The organism is Lentzea sp. NBRC 102530 (assembly GCF_030269365.1).
Classification (GTDB): domain Bacteria; phylum Actinomycetota; class Actinomycetes; order Mycobacteriales; family Pseudonocardiaceae; genus Lentzea.
In genome coordinates, this window is the sequence record NZ_BSTF01000018.1 from 107,588 (window position 1) to 122,865 (window position 15,278).

Genomic DNA, 15,278 nt, shown 5'->3' on the forward strand with positions numbered 1-15,278 from the left:
GCGGCGAGTCCGTCCCCGCGTCTCAGTTGACCGGGACCGTACCTGGCGCGTTGGCGAGCTTGCCCGTGCGCCGCACCGACATCCACCGCAGCCGCGTGCCGTGCACGGCCGTGATCAACGACTGGATCACCACGGCGTACATCAGCTGCCGGTACACGACCTGCTGCAGCGGATACGCCCACAACGGCTTGAGCGACTCGCCGTCGAGCCTCAGCGCGTAACCGGCGCTCGCCGTCTGGATCAGCAGGAACACGGTCCACACGAGCAACGCGAGCGGTGCGTCCGCGACGAAGAACCCGTACAGCACGAGGAGGTCCATCACAGGCGCGAGGAGCGGCAGCAGCAGGTGGAACGCCACCAGGTAGCTGAGCCCGTACCGGCCCATCGGCCCTTTCTCCGCCAACGCGCCGCGGTGCTTCCACATCGCCTGAAAGGTGCCGTACGACCAGCGGTACCGCTGCCGGAACAGGCCTTTCAGGCTGACCGGCGCCTCCGTCCACGCCTTGGCCTCGGGGCGGTACGCGACCCGGCGGCCCGCGCGCGTGACGGCCATCGTGAGGTCGGTGTCCTCGGCGAGCGTGTCGTCGCTGACGCCGCCGACGTCGGCGAGCGCGGCGCGGCGGAACGCCCCGACCGCGCCCGGCACCGTCGGGATGCACCGCAGCGCGTGCAGGATCTGGCGGTCCAGGTTGGACCCGGCGCAGTACTCCAGGTGCTGCCAGCGCCCGAGGATCCCCTGCCGGTTGCCGACCTTGGCGTTGCCGGCGACCGCGCCGACCTCGTCGTCCGCGAACGGCTGCACGAGCTGGCCAACGGTGTCCGGTTCGAAGATCGTGTCGGCGTCCACGAGCACCAGCACGTCGTGCCGTGCCGCGCGGATCCCGGCGTTCAGCGCGGCCGGCTTGCCCTGGTTGTCCTGCCGGAGCACGGTGACGCCGGGCAGGTCGAGTTCCTCGGCGATCTCGCCGGTGCCGTCGGTGGAGCCGTCGTCCACGACGATCACCTCGACGTCGGCGAGGTGGTTGTTCCCGGCGATGGACGTGACCGCGGCGGCGATGTTCAACGCCTCGTTGTACGCCGGCACCACCACTGAGACCGGCGGCGCGAACCACGGCGGCGCTTCCTCTTCGCGGCGCATCCTGCGGTCGTTGTGCGCCAGCCCCAGCTGCATCAACGTGCGCAAGATGCCCAACAGCGCGGCGATCCCGATGGCGGTGCCGAAGACCACGAGCACGATGCCGCCGTTGCGTTGTGCCCACGTCGTGACGGCACCGGTGAACCGCTCGTGCGCGGCCACCGGGATCAGCGGCTCGTCGCTCACCCGCACGAACTCGTAGCCGCGTGTCTTCGCGAGCCGCCGGGCGGCGTCGCCGCCGAGAGTGCCGTTGTCGTACAGCCGGATGACGCCTTTCTTCGGCTGCAACGACTTCCGCACGAACGTGGCGATGTCCAGGAAGTCCCGGTAGCCGGCGTCGATCTCCCGCGGAGCACCGACGAGCGTGGTGTGGCCGTCCAGCGCGTCGGCGAGCGCGGCCTGGGCGAGGGCGAGGTTCAGCCCGGTGCCGAGGTCGCCCTCGGCGCGGAACCCGTCGAGGCCGACCTGGTGTCCCTCGGCGACGATCCGGCGCGCGAGGTCCGGTTCCCGCGTGACCTGGGCGCCGGTGACGTAGAAGGTCGCCTTGACGCCGGCGTCCCGCAGGCGGTCGAGGGTGCGCGGCGTCCACTTCGGGTCGGGACCGCCGTGGAACGCCAGCGCGAACGTGCCCCTGGGCAGGTCGAGCTGCTCCCCCGCGTGCCGCACCGGCTTCGGCCGGACGCCCGCGTAGGCGTGCAACGACACCACGCACATCAGCACCAGCAGCGCGAGCAGGATCGAGACCCAGTGCAGCCACGGCGTGCGTCTCACCAGGCTCCCAGCAACGTGCCCGCCACGACGGCGCCGAACGCGACCAGTCCACTCGCGACGGTCCAGCTGACCAGTGCGGCCGCTACCCGTCTACCGCCACTGCCGTCGACGAAGACCTGCATTTCCTTCTCCCCCTGCTGAAAACGCGGACCGCCGCGACCACGAGTGCCGCGCCGACCGCCGCCGCCATCCACGGGAACCCGTGCACCAGCAACGGAACCGCGTCCGCTCCGAGCTCCCTCGTGCTCCCCCACCACGCGAGCCGGCGCGACTGCCGCTCCCACCCCGCGTTCCCCACCGCGACGACGACGAACACGAGCGGCGGCACCGGCACCACGGTCCAGAGACCGACCATGCGCACCAGCGCCGAGACCGCGAGCGCGCCGCCCACGAACCAGCCGCCGAAGCCCCAGCCGAAGCCGTCGTCCACCCAGATCCCGGTCTGCGTGAACACCGCCAGCATCGCGACCGCGGCGAGACTGGGCAGTTGCACCCCCATGCCGGCCGAGGATAGCCCGCTAGGAACGGCGCTCCGTCACCCACGTCGCGATCTGCGCCCGTGAGCTGAACCCGAGCTTCTGCAGGATCCGCTCCACGTGTCCCTCCGCGGTCCGGCGCGCGATCACCAGCCGGGCCGCGATCTCCTTGTTCGACATGCCTCCGGCGATCAGGTCCGCCACCTGCTGCTCCCGCCGGGTCAGCGGCGCGAGCGGCGCGGCCGGTTCCGGTGCGGCGGTCTCCTCCTCCCCGATGGCGAACGCGATGGCGTCCTCCAGTTCGAGGTCCATGCCCTTGCGGAACAGGGTGCGGAACTCCTGCTCGCCGAGCGCGGACACCGTCGCCGACTCGCACTCGCCGTGCGGCGCGCCGAAGTACCGCGACCCGAACATGGGGTAGCCCACCGACTGCCAGATCTCGTTGGTGGCGCCCAGCAACGTCGCCGCGCGCAGCGCGTTGCCCTGCGAGGCCGCGATCCAGGCGAGCAGCTCGACCGCCAGCACGATGCCCAGCAGATCGTGGAACGTGCGCTTGATCCGCAGGCACTCGCGGCCGAGCTGGTCGGCGCGGGCGAGGTCGCCGCTGACCCACGCGCACAGCGCCAGCACCCAGATCGCGTACGCCTGCGCCCACAGCTCGCCGTGTTCCTCGCCGACGGTCCTGGCCTCGACGCACAGGCGTTCGGCGGCGGCGAAGTCACGCCGGAACGTCGCCGAGATCGCGAGTTCGATGCCGGCGAGCATGGTGTGGCTGTTGACCGTGCCCTGGCCCCGGTACAGGCGCATGGCCTCGGCGAACCCGCTGTCGGCGAGGTCGAGGTCGTCGCCGACGAGGTGCGTGCAGGCGATGCGGTGGGTCGCGTAGGCGAGCGCGGTGCCGTCACCGGAGCTGAGCGCGTACTCGCGGCACTCGTCCAGCATCCGCACCGACGCGGGCAGGTCGCCCTGCAACGTCGACACGTAGCCGTTGACCCACAGCGCCTTGGCCCGGTGCGGACCCGGTTTCGCCCCGGCCACGGCCCGGTCGAGCCAGTGCCTGCCCTCGCCGAGCATGCCGCAGCCCGCCCAGTAGAACCACAGCGTGCTCGCGAGGTGCACGCAGCTGTCGCCGTCGGTGTCGAAGCAGAAGTCCAGCGCCGACCGCAGGTTCGCGTGCTCGAGCCGGGTGAGGCTGAAGATCCGCGCCTGGGCCGGGCCGAACCACTCGGCCTCGCGGCGCTCGGCCCAGTCGATGAAGTGGTCCCGGTGCCGTTCGCGCATCACCTGCTCGCGACCGGCGTCGCGGAGCTTCTCGAGGCCGTACTGGCGCAGCGGTTCGAGCAGCCGGAAGCGGGTGCCGGACGGGTGCTGCTCGGACACCACGACCGACTTGTCGACCAGGCCCATCAGCGACCGCAGGATCTCCTCGGCCGGGACGCTCTCGCCCGCGCAGACCCGTTCGGCGGCCTCCAGGTCGAACGTGCCGGCGAAGACCGACGCCCGTGCCCACAGGACCTGCTCGTCGCGGGTGCAGAGGTGGAAGCTCCAGTCGACGGCGGCGTGCAGCGTCTGGTGCCGCGGGTCGCCGCCGCGCTTGCCGTCGACGAGCACCCGGAAGGTGTTGCCCAATCTGGACAACAAGTGGTCAAGGCTCAACACGCGCAGCCGCACGGCGGCCAGTTCGATCGCCAGCGGGATGCCGCCGAGCAGCGCGCAGATCTGGCTGACCTGCTCGTGGTTGCGCTCGTCGAGGACGAACCCCGGTTCGACGGCCGCGGCCCGTTCCGCGAACAACGCCAGCGCCGGTTCGCCCGGCAGTGGCAGGACCTGCCACAAATGTTCGCCGTCGACACCCAGGCGTTCCCGGCTCGTGACGAGCACGCGCAGGCCCGGCACTCCGCGCAACAACGCGTCCACGAGGTCCGCGGTCGATCCGATGACGTGCTCGCAGTTGTCGAGCACCATCAGCAACTGGCGGTCGCGCAGGTGTTCCACCAGGACGGTCCGGTGCATGCGAACGGTGTCGTCGTGCACGCCCAACTGTTCCAGGACCGTGTGCACGACGAGGTCCGGATCGGTGACCCCGCCCAGGTCGACGAACCACACCCCGTCGCGGAACGCCCGGTGCGTCTCGGCGGCCGCGCGCAACCCCAGCCGCGTCTTGCCGACTCCACCAACACCCGTAAGAGTGACAAGGCGCGACTCGGACAGCAGCCTGCGCACCTCGGCGACGTCCTGCTTGCGGCCGACGAAAGTAGTTGTGTCAGCAGGCAAGTTGCCTTTCCGACCAGGGTGAAGCGAACCTCCCACAGCCGCACCCTAGGTCGGCTCGATCTCCCGCTGCAACGCGGTCCCCCGGAGGTACCAACGCCGAAACACGGGTAGTTACCCCCTAGGGCGCATGCGGTCACATCGACAGTCTTGAAAGCTTGGGGACGCGCGTCCGAGGGAGGGGTCATGGCCGTGCACAACCTCGAGGTCGACGTCCGGGAGCAGAACGGCGTGCTCGTCGTGCGGTTCAGCGGGCGGCTCGACTGGACGACGTACATGCGCGCGCAGGACGTGCTGCTCGACCACGCGACGAAGGAGCTCGTCGGCGTCATCGTGGAATTGGACGAACTCGTCGCGGAGTCCCCGGCGCTGCTCGTGCTGTTCGACGTCGTGTGGTTGTCGGCGGCGCGCTGGCCGGGCATTTCGCTCAGCATCGTGGTCAGCGACCCGGGGTTGCGGTCCACGCTGGAGTCGCGCGGGCTGCCCCGGCACATCCCGATGTTCTCGACGACGGCCGCGGCGGTGGGGGCCGTGGTGCGGCACCGGCACGAGGACCGGGTGGACGCGCCGCTGCCGACGTGCCGCTGCCTGCCGCACGTGGCCGAGCGGATCACCGAACGCGCCTGCGAGCGGTGGGGCGTCCAGTCGATGCTCGACGTCGCGCCCCAGGTAGCCGTCGAGCTCGTGTCGCACGTCGAAGAAGACAGCTCGCTCGCGCTGCTGTTGCGCATGCGTGGCGACCAGATGTCCGTTGCGGTGCGCACGACCGCACGGTTCGACCTCAAGCAGTGGCACATCATGCGGCACAACGTCGCGTCCATCGCGGTCTGCAACTTCACGATGGGCGAGACACCGGCCGGAGGTGGCAGGCACGTCATCTGGGCGTTGCTCGACGTGCCGGCGGACAGCCGGCGGCCGCCGATCGCCGTTCCCGAACCGGCCTTCACCTATCAGGCGTGATCTTTGCAGAACCCGAACATTCAGCGGACCGTGCTCTGACCGTGAGCCGTCATCGTTCCGTGCCATGAACATTTCGCGAATCGGTGGGCTGGTGGCGGGAATGCTGCTGCTGGGCGCGGGCACCGCGTCGGCGCAGGAGCCGATCACGATCAGCCCCGAGAAGGTGGAGAAGATCTGCTCGCAGCGCGTGCCGCGGGTGGAAGCCAAGGTCAAGGCGCTGACCGACAAGATCAACGGCACCGCGGAGACCCTGGGCTCGAAGAAGTGGATCGAGCAGAGGGCCGCCGACGCCCGCAAGAACGGCAACACGGCGCGCGCGGACGTGCTGGACGCCCGCCTGAAGCTGCGTGACGCCCAGCTCGTCAAGCTGGCGAAGGCCGCCGAGCGCGTCGGGAAGTTCAAGACCGAGCACTGCGGGTCGAAGTGAGGTGGCTCGCGGCCGTCGTCCTGCTGTTCGCCCTGACGGCGTGCCGGGGCGAGGAGGCGCCGACGGACCTCGATGATGTGGAATCAACGCTGAACAGCATCGAGTCGGACCTCAACCAGCCGGGGTGAACGCGTGGAACGTGGCCTGGTGCTCGTCGTGGAGGACGAACCGGCGATCGCCGAGCTCGTGTCGCTCTACCTGCGACGCGACGGCTTCGGCGTGCACCTGGAGTCCTCGGGGGACGCGGCACTGGCCGCGGTCCGCGCCCTTTCCCCGGTCGCGGTCGTGCTGGACGTCGGCCTGCCCGTCATGAACGGCATCGAGGTGTGCCGGGCGATGCGCTCGTCCGGTGACTGGACCCCGGTCCTGTTCGTGACGGCGCGCGACGACGAGGTGGACCGCCTGCTGGGCCTGGAGCTGGGTGCCGACGACTACATCACCAAGCCTTTCAGCCCACGCGAGTTGGCGTTGCGTGTGCGCACGGTGCTGCGTCGTTCGTCCGGCGTCGTGTCCGACGTGCTGCAAGTCGGTGCCGTACGGCTCGATGTGGGCGAACGGCGCGCATTCGCGGGTTCGGCCGAGGTGTCTTTGACGTCAACGGAGTTCGGATTGCTTTCCTACCTGATGAAGAACCCGCGTCAGGTGTTCTCGCGTGAGCAACTCCTCTCCGCCGTGTGGGGCTACTCCTCCGTTGCCGGCACACGCACCGTCGACGTCCACATAGCCCAGCTGCGCGCGAAGTTCGGTGCGTCGAGTCCGATCCGGACAGTGCGCGGCGTCGGCTACTCGGCAGACGCCTCATGAACCTCGCGGGCAGAATCGCGTTGCTGTGCCTGGGAGTGGCGTTCGTGGCGGTGTCCGTGGCGGGCTTCGTCTCCATCCGCCAGGTCACCACCACCTCGCAGCAGGTGAGCCAGGAGTTCCTGCGCGCCCAGGCCGACGTCGTCGCGGGCCAGATCTCGAACGACCGCGTGGAACAGATCCTGGAGGGCCAGGACATCACGATCGTCCGGATCACCGCCGCCGGTGACGTGACCGGTGCCGACCGCGCGGCGGTGCGAGCGGTCCGTTCGATCGACTACCAGCGCGTCCTGTCCGGTTCCGCGGTGTCCGGGGTGAGCGGCCGCCTGAACGTGGAGGCCCGTCCGTCGGGGGCGGGCGGCTTCGCCCTGGTCCAGCAGACCGAGACGAGCGGCACCTACCGCAAACTGATCCGCAACATCCTCCTGGCGCTGGCGGTGGGGTTGGCCGTGGCAGCGCTGGCGGGTTTGGCTCTGGGCACCTTCCTGGCCCGCCCGCTGCGCCGAGTCGCGTCGGTCGCCCACGCCATGTCCGGTGGCCGCCGCGACCTGCGCGTCCCCCCGGTGGGCACGCACGAGTTGGCCGAGGTGGGCCACGCGATGAACTCGCTGGCCGACGCCCTGCACCGCAGCGAATCCCGCCAACGCGACTTCCTGCTGTCCGTCTCCCACGAACTCCGCACACCGCTGACCGCCGTCACGGGCTTCGCCGAATCCCTGGCCGACGGCGTCGTCACCGGCACCCGGGTGGCCCCGGTCGGCACCGTGATCCTGGACGAGGCCCGCCGCCTCGACCGCCTGGTCACCGACCTGCTCGACCTGGCCCGCCTGGGCGCCGACGACTTCAGCCTGGACATGGCCCCCGTGTCGCTGGAACCCGTCGTGCGTTCAGCCGCAGAGGTCTGGCACGCCCGCTGCCATGCGCGCGGTGTGCAGTTCTCTCTCGAGGTGTCGTCGTCTCCAGTCGTTCTCGCCGACGCACGCCGCCTGCGTCAGGTGATCGACGGCCTGATGGAGAACGCCCTGCGCGTCACACCTGCCGGCCTGCCCGTGGTGTTGTCGCTGTCCTCGGTGCTGGAGGTGCGGGACGGCGGCCCCGGGCTGGCGCCCGAGGACTACGCGGTGGCGTTCGACCGCGGGGTGCTGCACGCGCGGTACCAGCAGACGCGGCCGGTGGGAACCGGGGTGGGGCTCGCGCTGGTGCACGGGCTGGTGACGCGGATGGGCGGGACGATCGTGGCGGGGCCGGCGACGGAGGGCGGAGCGGCCTTCACCGTGACGCTGCGGCCCGCCTGAGCGACCTCGCCCGCGCCACCTCGCCCAGGTCACTTCGGCTGATCCACCTCGCCCACGCGACCTCGCCCACGATCGCCTCGCCCACGATCGCCTCGCCCGCGATCACTTCGCCTGGGGCAGCTTGACCTTCTTCTTCGCCCCCGGCGACGACGGTGGCGGCACCACGGGCCCGATGTCCCCGTCCGGTGCCTCGTCCAGGTCCACGATCACCGGCGCGTGGTCGCTCGGCCCCGTCCCCTTGCGCGCGTGCCGGTCGATCCAGGCGGCCTTGGTGCGCGGCGCCACCGAGTCGGAGGCGAGGATCAGGTCGATCCGCATGCCGAGGTCGCGGTGGAACATGCCGGCGCGGTAGTCCCAGTAGCTGAAGATGCGTTCGTCGGGCCACCGTTCGCGCACCACGTCGTGGAACCCCAACGCCTCGATGGCCTGCAACGCGGCGCGTTCTGGTTCGGTGACGTGGGTGTGGCCGATGTAGGCCGCGGGGTCGAACAGGTCGGCGTCGGCGGGGGCGATGTTGATGTCACCGCACACCAGGGCGTCGGCGGGTCCGGCCTCCAGCACGTCGCGGAGGGCGGCGAGCCATTCGAGCTTGTACTTGTAGTGGTCCGATTCGGGCTCACGGCCGTTCGGCACGTACAGCGAGTGGACGCGCACGCCGCCGCACGTGGCAGCTACGGCGCGTGCCTCGACGTGGGGAAAACCGGGGGCACCGGCCACACCGACCGCGACGTCCTCCAAGCCCACCTTGGACAGCAGGGCCACGCCGTTCCACTGGGTCTCGCCGAAGAGCGCGACCTCGTAGCCACGTTCCTTGAGAGCGTCACCGAGCAGGGCGGTGAAGGCATCGTCGGCCAGTTTGGTCTCCTGCAGGCACACGACGTCGGGCTGCCGCTGGTCGAGCCACGGCAGGAGCCTCGGCACGCGCTGCTTGACTGAGTTCACGTTCCACGTCGCCACTCGCACGCCGTCAACCGTAGCCACCGGCGCTCAAGCCCGCATCGAACCCGGTGCGCGCAGACCGCGTGCCGCGACCGCCGCGATGATCGGCATGAGCACCAGCGACAGCAGGCCCCACTGCAGGTCGGAGGCACCGGCGATGGCGCCGACGACCGGCGAGCCGAGGCCTCCGATGCTCACCGCGAGGCCGAGCGTGACGCCGCTGGCGGTGCCGACGCGGTTCGGCAGGTAATCCTGGCCGAGGGTGACGTGCAGCGAGAACGGCACGTAGAGCGCCACGGCCGTGAGCGCCACCATCAGGTACACGGCGGGGCCGGGCACTAGTGCCACGCCCGCGACAGCAGGCACCGCCAACGCGTACGAAGCCTGTAGTACCCGGACACGTCCCCATCGTCCGGCCAGCACGCCGCCCAGCAACGTGCTCGCGGCGCCCGCGCCGAACAGCACCACCAACGCCGCCGCTCCGGCCGCCGGACCACCGCCGACCCGGTCGGTCACCCAGAGCGCGAGGAACGTGCCGAGCCCGAACGTCACCACCGAGCGCGCCACGATGATCACGGTGAGCCTGCTGAACTGCCCCCAGTCGTCCCGGCCCGGACTCACCGGCGCCGCCGACGAAGCACCGTGCACCCCGCGCAGAGCGACGAACGTCGCCGCCCCTGCGAGGAGTGCGGGAACGGCCAGCAGTGGACTCCACGCCAGCCCGCCGAACGCCAGGACCGGCGTCACCAGCACGGGGCCGAGCGCGAACCCGACGTTGCCGCCCACCGCGAACCAGCTCATGCCGACGTGGCTGTCCTGCGCGACGCGGCGCGCGAGCCGGGCCGCCTCCGGGTGGTACGCGGCGACGCCCAGACCGGACAACGCGATCGCGAGCCACGTCAGCACGTAGGAGTCGCTCAGCCCGGACAGCCCGACGCCCACCCCGGCGAGCGTCATGCCGAGCGGCACCAGCCACGGCATCGGGCGCCGGTCGGTCAGCACGCCGAACAGCGGCTGCACCACCGACGACAACAGCGTCGCGGCGACCGTGATGCCGGCCGCCGCGAGGTAGCTGTACCCGCGTTCGAGCACGAGGAACGGCACGACGGCGGGGACGGCGCCCTGGTACAGGTCGTTCACCGCGTGCCCGGCGACGAGGACCGACATGCGCCGGCGGGAGGTGTTCACGCCCTTGATCGTGGCCCCGCCAGCGCCTTCCCGATTCCGATATTCTGCCGATGTATGTCGAATTCTCGCCACCTGCCGGCGGCACCGACCACTAGCCGCGACCTGGCGGCCACCAGTGGCGTCACCGCGCACTGGCACGACGAACACCAGATCGTCTACGCCAGCCGTGGCGTCGTGGCCGTGCACACGGAGACGTCACGCTGGATCGCACCCGTGCACCGTGCGTTGTGGATCCCCGCAGGCGCCGTGCACTCCCACCGCGCGTACGGCGTCACACGGCTGCACTTCCTCGGCCTGACTCAGAACCCGTTGAAGCTCAACGAACCCACAGCGCTGGCCGTCTCGCCTCTACTACGTGAACTCCTGATCACCTACACAGAGCTCACCGACCGAGAAACCCCTGCGGGCAAACGAATGCGTTCGGTGCTGCTCGACCAACTGGCCACCGCGGCCGAACAACCCGTCCGCGTCCCCGCCGCCCGCGACCCGAGACTCGCGACCGTGTGCACAGCGCTCGAGACTGACCCCTCGGACAACCGCGGTCTCGAAGCACTCGGCCGTGAGGCGGGCGCGAGCGGCAGGACGTTGACGAGACTGTTCCGCGACGAGATGGGCATGACGTTCCCCCAGTGGCGCACCCAGCTGCGCCTCTACCACGCCCTGCGCCTGCTCGCCGAAGGCCAGCCCGTCACCTCGGTGGCCCTGCGCTGCGGTTTCGCCAGCGCCAGCGCGTTCATCGACGTGTTCCGCCGCTCGCTGGGCCACACCCCCGGCTCGTACCTCTAGAGCACCGAGAAGATCTCCTCCGCGCGGTCCCGCTCCACGAACATCCGCCACGCGATCTCGGCGATCTCGTCGGGGTCCAACGTCGCCACCTCTCCGAACGTCCCGGGATTCGCCCGCACCGCCTCGTGGATGTCACCGCGCTCGACCAGCCCACCGATCGTGAGCGTCCCCGAGTACACCCCCTTCCCGGCCAGCGCCACGTTGAGCGTCACCGCGTAGTTCCGCAACGCGGCACCGGAAAGCGCCAGCGACCCCAGCATCGGCATGGGCCGCACGGCGCTGAGCCCGCCGGCGAACAACAACCCGCCACCCCGCTCGATCACGCCGGGCAACACGTGCTGAACGACGTCGATCGCCGGGTAGAGCCACTCCATCGCGGCCCGGGCGTCATCAGACGTCGTCTCAATCAGGTCCTCCGGCGCCTCGCTCAAATCGGTGGCCCCAGGCCCGTAGTACACGACGTCGACCACCCCGATCGAGTCCACAATGGACTTCACCTGCACGGGGTCGCGCAAGTCCGCCGCGAACGCCCGCGCCTTCACACCGGCCGCGGCCAACTCGGCCACGTACCCCTCGTGCCGGTGCGCGCCGCGCGAAACCAGCACGACCTCGTACCCCTCACGCCCGAACCGGTGGGCGACGGACATGCCGAGACCGGGTCCGACCCCGAGCACGACTGCGGTGGGAGACATGGGCTCCGCCCTTCTGAAAGCTAATTCGAGGCAACCCTCGACTTACGCCCGCCGACGCTACCACAAAAGTTGAGGCCACCCTCGACTTAACCGCCCCGTACTATCCAGCGCATGGTCACCGCGTCGAGGCCCCTGCGTGCGGACGCGGCACGCAACAGGGAGAAGCTGCTGGCGGCAGCCACCGAACTGTTCGCGGAACGAGGCCTCGACGTCCCCACCGAACACATCGCCCGCCGGGCGGAAGTCAGCATCGGCACGCTCTACAAGCACTTCCCGACCCGCGAGGACTTCTTCGCGGCGATCTTCCCCCCGCGCCTCGCCGCCCTGGACGTGATCGGCGCCAAGGCCCTGGCCGACGACGACCCGTGGCACGCCTTCGTCACGTACCTCGAAGACCTCTACGGCCTGCAGGCGGAAGACCGCAGCCTCAACGACATCCTGGCCCGCGACCTGCCCAACGCCCCCGAGGTCGTCTCGGCCTGCCACCGGGGCGCGGGCCACGCCGAGGTGCTGATCATGCGCGCCATCGCCGGCGGCACGCTGCGGCCGGACTACTCGCTCACCGACATGGCCACGCTGACCAGGGCGATGGCCCAGGTGATCAGGGACTCCCCCGGCGAGTGGCGCCGCTTCCTGTCGATCTACGTCGAAGGCCTGCGCGCGTAGGACTTCCGGAGGACCAGGGGCGGAACACCCACAGGCCTCATTCCGCGTCGGCCGCGGCTTCGGCCATCAACAGATCGACACGCCTGATCCAACGTGCGGTGTCGAGATGTCTCACGACGGTGAACGCCCAGAAGCCCAGCGCCCCGACGGACGCGAACCACACACCGAAAAGGTCGCGATTCCCCGAACTGAGGCACACGTACAGGTAGCACGCCACCAGAACCGGACTTGCCAACCCGAACAGCAGAGAAGGGTGCGAAAGCCCCAGTATCCGTTCAGGAAAGCGTTCCTGGGTCACACCGGCTGGGATCTCCGCCGCGCTGCCTGCGACGTAACGCCTGCTCCTGATCTGCCTCAGGAAGGCCTCCCACCTGAGCACGGGCTCACCGACAATCCCCGAAAGCCTGGGTCGCAGGACGAACGACACGTAGGCAGCCGCCCGGAATATGGCCACCACATGATCGACGTACCTGAGCCACAGAACCGAGTTCACCACGGCGAGAGCAATGAGAACCGGCTGGATCTTGCCCGCGACGGAGATCCCCGCCCCCAAAGCCGTCAGTTCCACCGCCATGACCGCACTGGCGATCGTTTGATGGCTTCGTATCTCTTGCCGAATGTCATCGAACTCTGCTTTCAGAACCTCACCGGCGTCGCACACGGAAGCCCCCAGTTCTGACTCGAACAGACCACGAGTCTGGCGCGCTTCCAGGAAAGGGAGACAAGGCCGCCACGAACTGACCAGATCTTGTCCAGAACCTTCCGCGCGCCGCGCGCACCCGTGAGAACTCACGGACGGCGTCATGGACAGCGGACCGCCTATGGGCGTGGAAGACGCCTTACGCGCTGGTCAGACTGGTGGGGCAGGTCGGATTCGAACCGACAACCTGACAGATTATGAGTCTGCTGCTCTGACCGGTTGAGCTACTGCCCCCTCGCAGCTGCGGACCCCCGCCCGCTGACGCTGCGTGGTGGAGGATACCGATCACGCCGAACGGGCCTTGCGCGCCCCCGTGGCGAGCGACACATAGGGTGGACGCGTGCGTTTGACCCTCCGCGACTTCACCCCGGCGGACGAGCCCGAGGTGCTGCGGCTGTTCGCCGACTGCGACGACTGGTTCCAGGCCGCGACGGGCCACCCGTCCGGGCCCGGTGACGTGCAGGGCCTCTTCTACTCGGTGCCCGAGGGGGCCTCGTTCGAGCAGAAGCACCTGCTGGTGGCGCAGGCCGAGGGGATGATCGGGTTCGTCGACCTCACGATCGACCACCCCGAACCCCGCCACGCGAGCATCGGGTTCTTCCTGGTGCCGAAGGACCTGCGGCGGTGGGGCATCGGGCGCGAGATGGTCAAGGCGCTGACGGAGCGGTTCCCGGACGTCACGCGGGCGCACGTGCGGCTCGACGAGTTCCAGCCCGGCACCGAGTTCCTCAAGGCGATGGGGTTCGTGTTCGACGGTCAGCGGGCCGTGCTGGAGATCGCGCCGAGGTCGGACGGCCGGTAGCCGCGCGGGTAGCCCGGGTAGGTGCGGTTCGGGGCGCTGGTGAGCTTCAGGGTCTTGCGGACGGGCAGGCGGCGCACCACGAACGCCCTCAGCCGCAACGCGCGGCGCCCCAGCCGGCCCACCCACGACGGGGGCGCGGTGAAACCGAAGGCGCGCACCATCAGCGGGTCCAGCATCGCGACCACGGCGCGCGACACGACCGGACGCGCCACGGACGGGTACCACGAGCAGAACAGGTCGAGGGTGTACTGGCCGATGCGGCGGTTCGACGGCGCGTACACGAAGTGCTCGGCCTCGTAGGTCTCCTTGAAGGCGCGGAACTCCGCGTAGTCGGCCGGGATGTCGCGGATGCCCATGCGGGCGCCGACCGCGCGGTAGAAGTGGAAGGCGGCCTGCCGCTCGACGTGGGTCAGCGGGCGCCAGCCGTAGTGCGAGATCCACTCGATCGGGTCGTAGATGAACGTCGACAGGACGTAGAGCATGTCGTCGTTCGAGATGTCGTAACGGCCGTGCTGGCGGTTCACGACGCGCAACGCCTCCCGGCCGCGCGCGGAGTCGTAGCCGTGCTCGACCAGTTCGGCCATGAGGATCGCGGTGTCGTCGTAGCGCTTCTGCGGGCGCCTGGAGAACTCGCCGGTGCGGTCGAGCAGGCCCGAGATGGTCGGCACGCAGTACGTGCGGAACAGGGCCAGCTCCAGCGCCTTCTGGTAGTCCCACGGGAACTCCAGGCCCGCGGAGATCCGCATGATCTCCTCGTGGTCGGTGACCGGGTCCAGCGAGGCGATGCGGCGGAGGTTCGCGAAGCGGGCCATCCACCCAAGCTGGCCGACGGACCCCCGACACCAAAAGACCCCAGTCGGATGACTAGGGTCTTGGAAGCTCCCCCAACTGGACTCGAACCAGTAACCCTGCGATTAACAGTCGCATGCTCTGCCAATTGAGCTATGGGGGAATGTTCTGTTGTGTCTCGCTTGTCAGGCTTGGTTCCTCCTGACAGTGGGTAACTCTACATGAGCCTCAAAAGGGGTTTTGCAGGCACCCCCCACTTTGCGGCAACATAGGCTCTGACCAGGCACGATGCGAGAGGAGACGCCACATGAAGGGCATCATGGTCGGTGTGGCCATCGGCTACGTGCTCGGCGCGAAGGCCGGACGGGAGCGTTACGACCAGATCGTGCGCCTCTGGCACCGCTTCGTCGAGAACCCCACGGTGCGCAAGACGGCCGCGCAGGCGAAGGACAAGGCGTTCGAAGCCGCAGCTCAGGCCAAGGACGTCGCTGTCGACGCCGCGGAGAAGGCGGCCGAGAAGGCGCCGTGGCGGCACCAGGAAGAGACCAACGGGAAGGTCACCACGCCGCCCCGGTTGTGA

The 15,278-nt window shown here is 69.7% G+C and carries 18 protein-coding genes and 2 tRNA genes; 9 read left to right on the forward strand and 11 right to left on the reverse strand.

All coding sequences use genetic code 11. From position 1 onward, the window contains the following. Positions 1-22 precede the first annotated feature (22 nt). Genes QSK25_RS36575 through QSK25_RS36590 form a run of 4 tightly spaced genes read right to left on the reverse strand, consistent with a single transcriptional unit; the run spans position 23 to position 4,656 of the window. Complete coding sequence (locus QSK25_RS36575) at positions 23-1,906, reverse strand: bifunctional polysaccharide deacetylase/glycosyltransferase family 2 protein (RefSeq protein WP_285645221.1); 1,884 nt, start codon at positions 1,904-1,906, stop codon at positions 23-25. Further along, entirely contained in the window at positions 1,903-2,028 is a 126-nt protein-coding gene (locus tag QSK25_RS36580) for a hypothetical protein (protein ID WP_285645222.1), read from the reverse strand. The genes QSK25_RS36575 and QSK25_RS36580 overlap by 4 nt, the downstream gene beginning before the upstream one ends. Next, positions 1,989-2,405, reverse strand: coding sequence for a DUF6542 domain-containing protein (locus tag QSK25_RS36585; RefSeq protein ID WP_285645223.1), 417 nt, complete (start codon positions 2,403-2,405; stop codon positions 1,989-1,991). The genes QSK25_RS36580 and QSK25_RS36585 overlap by 40 nt, the downstream gene beginning before the upstream one ends. A gap of 19 nt (positions 2,406-2,424) precedes the next feature. Next, entirely contained in the window at positions 2,425-4,656 is a 2,232-nt protein-coding gene (locus QSK25_RS36590; RefSeq protein ID WP_285645224.1) for an ATP-binding protein, read from the reverse strand. Positions 4,657-4,839: 183 nt separating this feature from the next. On the opposite strand from QSK25_RS36590, the gene QSK25_RS36595 reads away from it, so the two are divergent. The 5 genes from QSK25_RS36595 to QSK25_RS36615 all read left to right on the forward strand — a co-directional run bounded on the left by QSK25_RS36595 (position 4,840) and on the right by QSK25_RS36615 (position 8,136). Then, complete coding sequence (locus tag QSK25_RS36595; RefSeq protein ID WP_285645225.1) at positions 4,840-5,613, forward strand: STAS domain-containing protein; 774 nt, start codon at positions 4,840-4,842, stop codon at positions 5,611-5,613. Between the two features lie 64 nt (positions 5,614-5,677). Next, complete coding sequence (locus tag QSK25_RS36600; RefSeq protein WP_285645226.1) at positions 5,678-6,040, forward strand: SH3 domain-containing protein; 363 nt, start codon at positions 5,678-5,680, stop codon at positions 6,038-6,040. Next, complete coding sequence (locus QSK25_RS36605; protein WP_285645227.1) at positions 6,037-6,168, forward strand: hypothetical protein; 132 nt, start codon at positions 6,037-6,039, stop codon at positions 6,166-6,168. Before QSK25_RS36600 ends, QSK25_RS36605 begins: the two co-directional genes overlap by 4 nt. Positions 6,169-6,172: 4 nt before the next feature. Continuing rightward, positions 6,173-6,844: a response regulator transcription factor gene (locus tag QSK25_RS36610; protein WP_285645228.1), complete on the forward strand. Its 672-nt coding sequence runs from the start codon at positions 6,173-6,175 to the stop codon at positions 6,842-6,844. After that, positions 6,841-8,136: a HAMP domain-containing sensor histidine kinase gene (locus tag QSK25_RS36615; RefSeq protein WP_285645229.1), complete on the forward strand. Its 1,296-nt coding sequence runs from the start codon at positions 6,841-6,843 to the stop codon at positions 8,134-8,136. Before QSK25_RS36610 ends, QSK25_RS36615 begins: the two co-directional genes overlap by 4 nt. A 102-nt stretch (positions 8,137-8,238) precedes the next feature. Here the strand turns inward: QSK25_RS36615 and QSK25_RS36620 are convergent, their stop codons facing one another. Further along, on the reverse strand, positions 8,239-9,099 hold the full coding sequence (locus QSK25_RS36620; protein ID WP_285645230.1) for an exodeoxyribonuclease III: 861 nt from the start codon (positions 9,097-9,099) through the stop codon (positions 8,239-8,241). 24 nt (positions 9,100-9,123) lie between these two features. After that, the gene (locus QSK25_RS36625; RefSeq protein WP_285645231.1) at positions 9,124-10,263 is read right to left on the reverse strand and encodes an MFS transporter; all 1,140 of its coding nucleotides are present in this window, start codon (positions 10,261-10,263) and stop codon (positions 9,124-9,126) included. A 54-nt stretch (positions 10,264-10,317) separates the two neighbouring features. On the opposite strand from QSK25_RS36625, the gene QSK25_RS36630 reads away from it, so the two are divergent. After that, positions 10,318-11,049: an AraC family transcriptional regulator gene (locus tag QSK25_RS36630; protein ID WP_285645232.1), complete on the forward strand. Its 732-nt coding sequence runs from the start codon at positions 10,318-10,320 to the stop codon at positions 11,047-11,049. Here QSK25_RS36630 and QSK25_RS36635 read toward each other — a convergent pair. Continuing rightward, on the reverse strand, positions 11,046-11,741 hold the full coding sequence (locus QSK25_RS36635) for an SDR family NAD(P)-dependent oxidoreductase (RefSeq protein ID WP_285645234.1): 696 nt from the start codon (positions 11,739-11,741) through the stop codon (positions 11,046-11,048). The two genes, QSK25_RS36630 and QSK25_RS36635, sit on opposite strands and share 4 nt — an antisense overlap. Before the next feature lie 111 nt (positions 11,742-11,852). On the opposite strand from QSK25_RS36635, the gene QSK25_RS36640 reads away from it, so the two are divergent. Next, positions 11,853-12,407 (forward strand): TetR/AcrR family transcriptional regulator, encoded by a 555-nt coding sequence (locus QSK25_RS36640; RefSeq protein ID WP_285645236.1) that lies wholly within the window; start codon positions 11,853-11,855, stop codon positions 12,405-12,407. Positions 12,408-12,444: 37 nt separating this feature from the next. On the opposite strand, the gene QSK25_RS36645 is transcribed toward QSK25_RS36640, so the two are convergent. Both QSK25_RS36645 and QSK25_RS36650 read right to left on the reverse strand, forming a co-directional pair. Further along, a complete protein-coding gene (locus QSK25_RS36645) occupies positions 12,445-13,068 on the reverse strand; it encodes a hypothetical protein (protein WP_285645237.1) in 624 nt (207 codons plus the stop codon). Positions 13,069-13,263: 195 nt separating this feature from the next. Further along, a tRNA-Ile gene (locus QSK25_RS36650) sits at positions 13,264-13,341 on the reverse strand. Positions 13,342-13,447: 106 nt separating this feature from the next. Here QSK25_RS36650 and QSK25_RS36655 point away from each other — a divergent pair. Beyond that, the gene (locus tag QSK25_RS36655; protein ID WP_285645238.1) at positions 13,448-13,909 is read left to right on the forward strand and encodes a GNAT family N-acetyltransferase; all 462 of its coding nucleotides are present in this window, start codon (positions 13,448-13,450) and stop codon (positions 13,907-13,909) included. Here QSK25_RS36655 and QSK25_RS36660 read toward each other — a convergent pair. Both QSK25_RS36660 and QSK25_RS36665 read right to left on the reverse strand, forming a co-directional pair. Further along, positions 13,864-14,721, reverse strand: a complete 858-nt coding sequence (locus QSK25_RS36660) for an oxygenase MpaB family protein (RefSeq protein ID WP_285645240.1) — start codon at positions 14,719-14,721, stop codon at positions 13,864-13,866. The two genes, QSK25_RS36655 and QSK25_RS36660, sit on opposite strands and share 46 nt — an antisense overlap. Before the next feature lie 67 nt (positions 14,722-14,788). Continuing rightward, positions 14,789-14,861: transfer RNA gene (locus QSK25_RS36665), tRNA-Asn, on the reverse strand. A 144-nt stretch (positions 14,862-15,005) separates the two neighbouring features. Here QSK25_RS36665 and QSK25_RS36670 point away from each other — a divergent pair. Further along, on the forward strand, positions 15,006-15,278 hold the full coding sequence (locus QSK25_RS36670; protein ID WP_285645242.1) for a hypothetical protein: 273 nt from the start codon (positions 15,006-15,008) through the stop codon (positions 15,276-15,278).

Excerpts from the sequence above, each read along its gene's own strand:
- QSK25_RS36630 (WP_285645232.1), top strand. The coding sequence starts at position 10,318 with ATGTCGAATTCTCGCCACCTGCCGGCGGCACCGACCACTAGCCGCGAC.
- QSK25_RS36580 (WP_285645222.1), bottom strand. The coding sequence starts at position 2,028 with ATGCAGGTCTTCGTCGACGGCAGTGGCGGTAGACGGGTAGCGGCCGCA.
- QSK25_RS36640 (WP_285645236.1), top strand. The coding sequence starts at position 11,853 with ATGGTCACCGCGTCGAGGCCCCTGCGTGCGGACGCGGCACGCAACAGG.
- QSK25_RS36615 (WP_285645229.1), top strand. The coding sequence starts at position 6,841 with ATGAACCTCGCGGGCAGAATCGCGTTGCTGTGCCTGGGAGTGGCGTTC.
- QSK25_RS36585 (WP_285645223.1), bottom strand. The coding sequence starts at position 2,405 with ATGGGGGTGCAACTGCCCAGTCTCGCCGCGGTCGCGATGCTGGCGGTG.
- QSK25_RS36670 (WP_285645242.1), top strand. The coding sequence starts at position 15,006 with ATGAAGGGCATCATGGTCGGTGTGGCCATCGGCTACGTGCTCGGCGCG.
- QSK25_RS36660 (WP_285645240.1), bottom strand. The coding sequence starts at position 14,721 with ATGGCCCGCTTCGCGAACCTCCGCCGCATCGCCTCGCTGGACCCGGTC.
- QSK25_RS36635 (WP_285645234.1), bottom strand. The coding sequence starts at position 11,741 with ATGTCTCCCACCGCAGTCGTGCTCGGGGTCGGACCCGGTCTCGGCATG.
- QSK25_RS36595 (WP_285645225.1), top strand. The coding sequence starts at position 4,840 with ATGGCCGTGCACAACCTCGAGGTCGACGTCCGGGAGCAGAACGGCGTG.
- QSK25_RS36600 (WP_285645226.1), top strand. The coding sequence starts at position 5,678 with ATGAACATTTCGCGAATCGGTGGGCTGGTGGCGGGAATGCTGCTGCTG.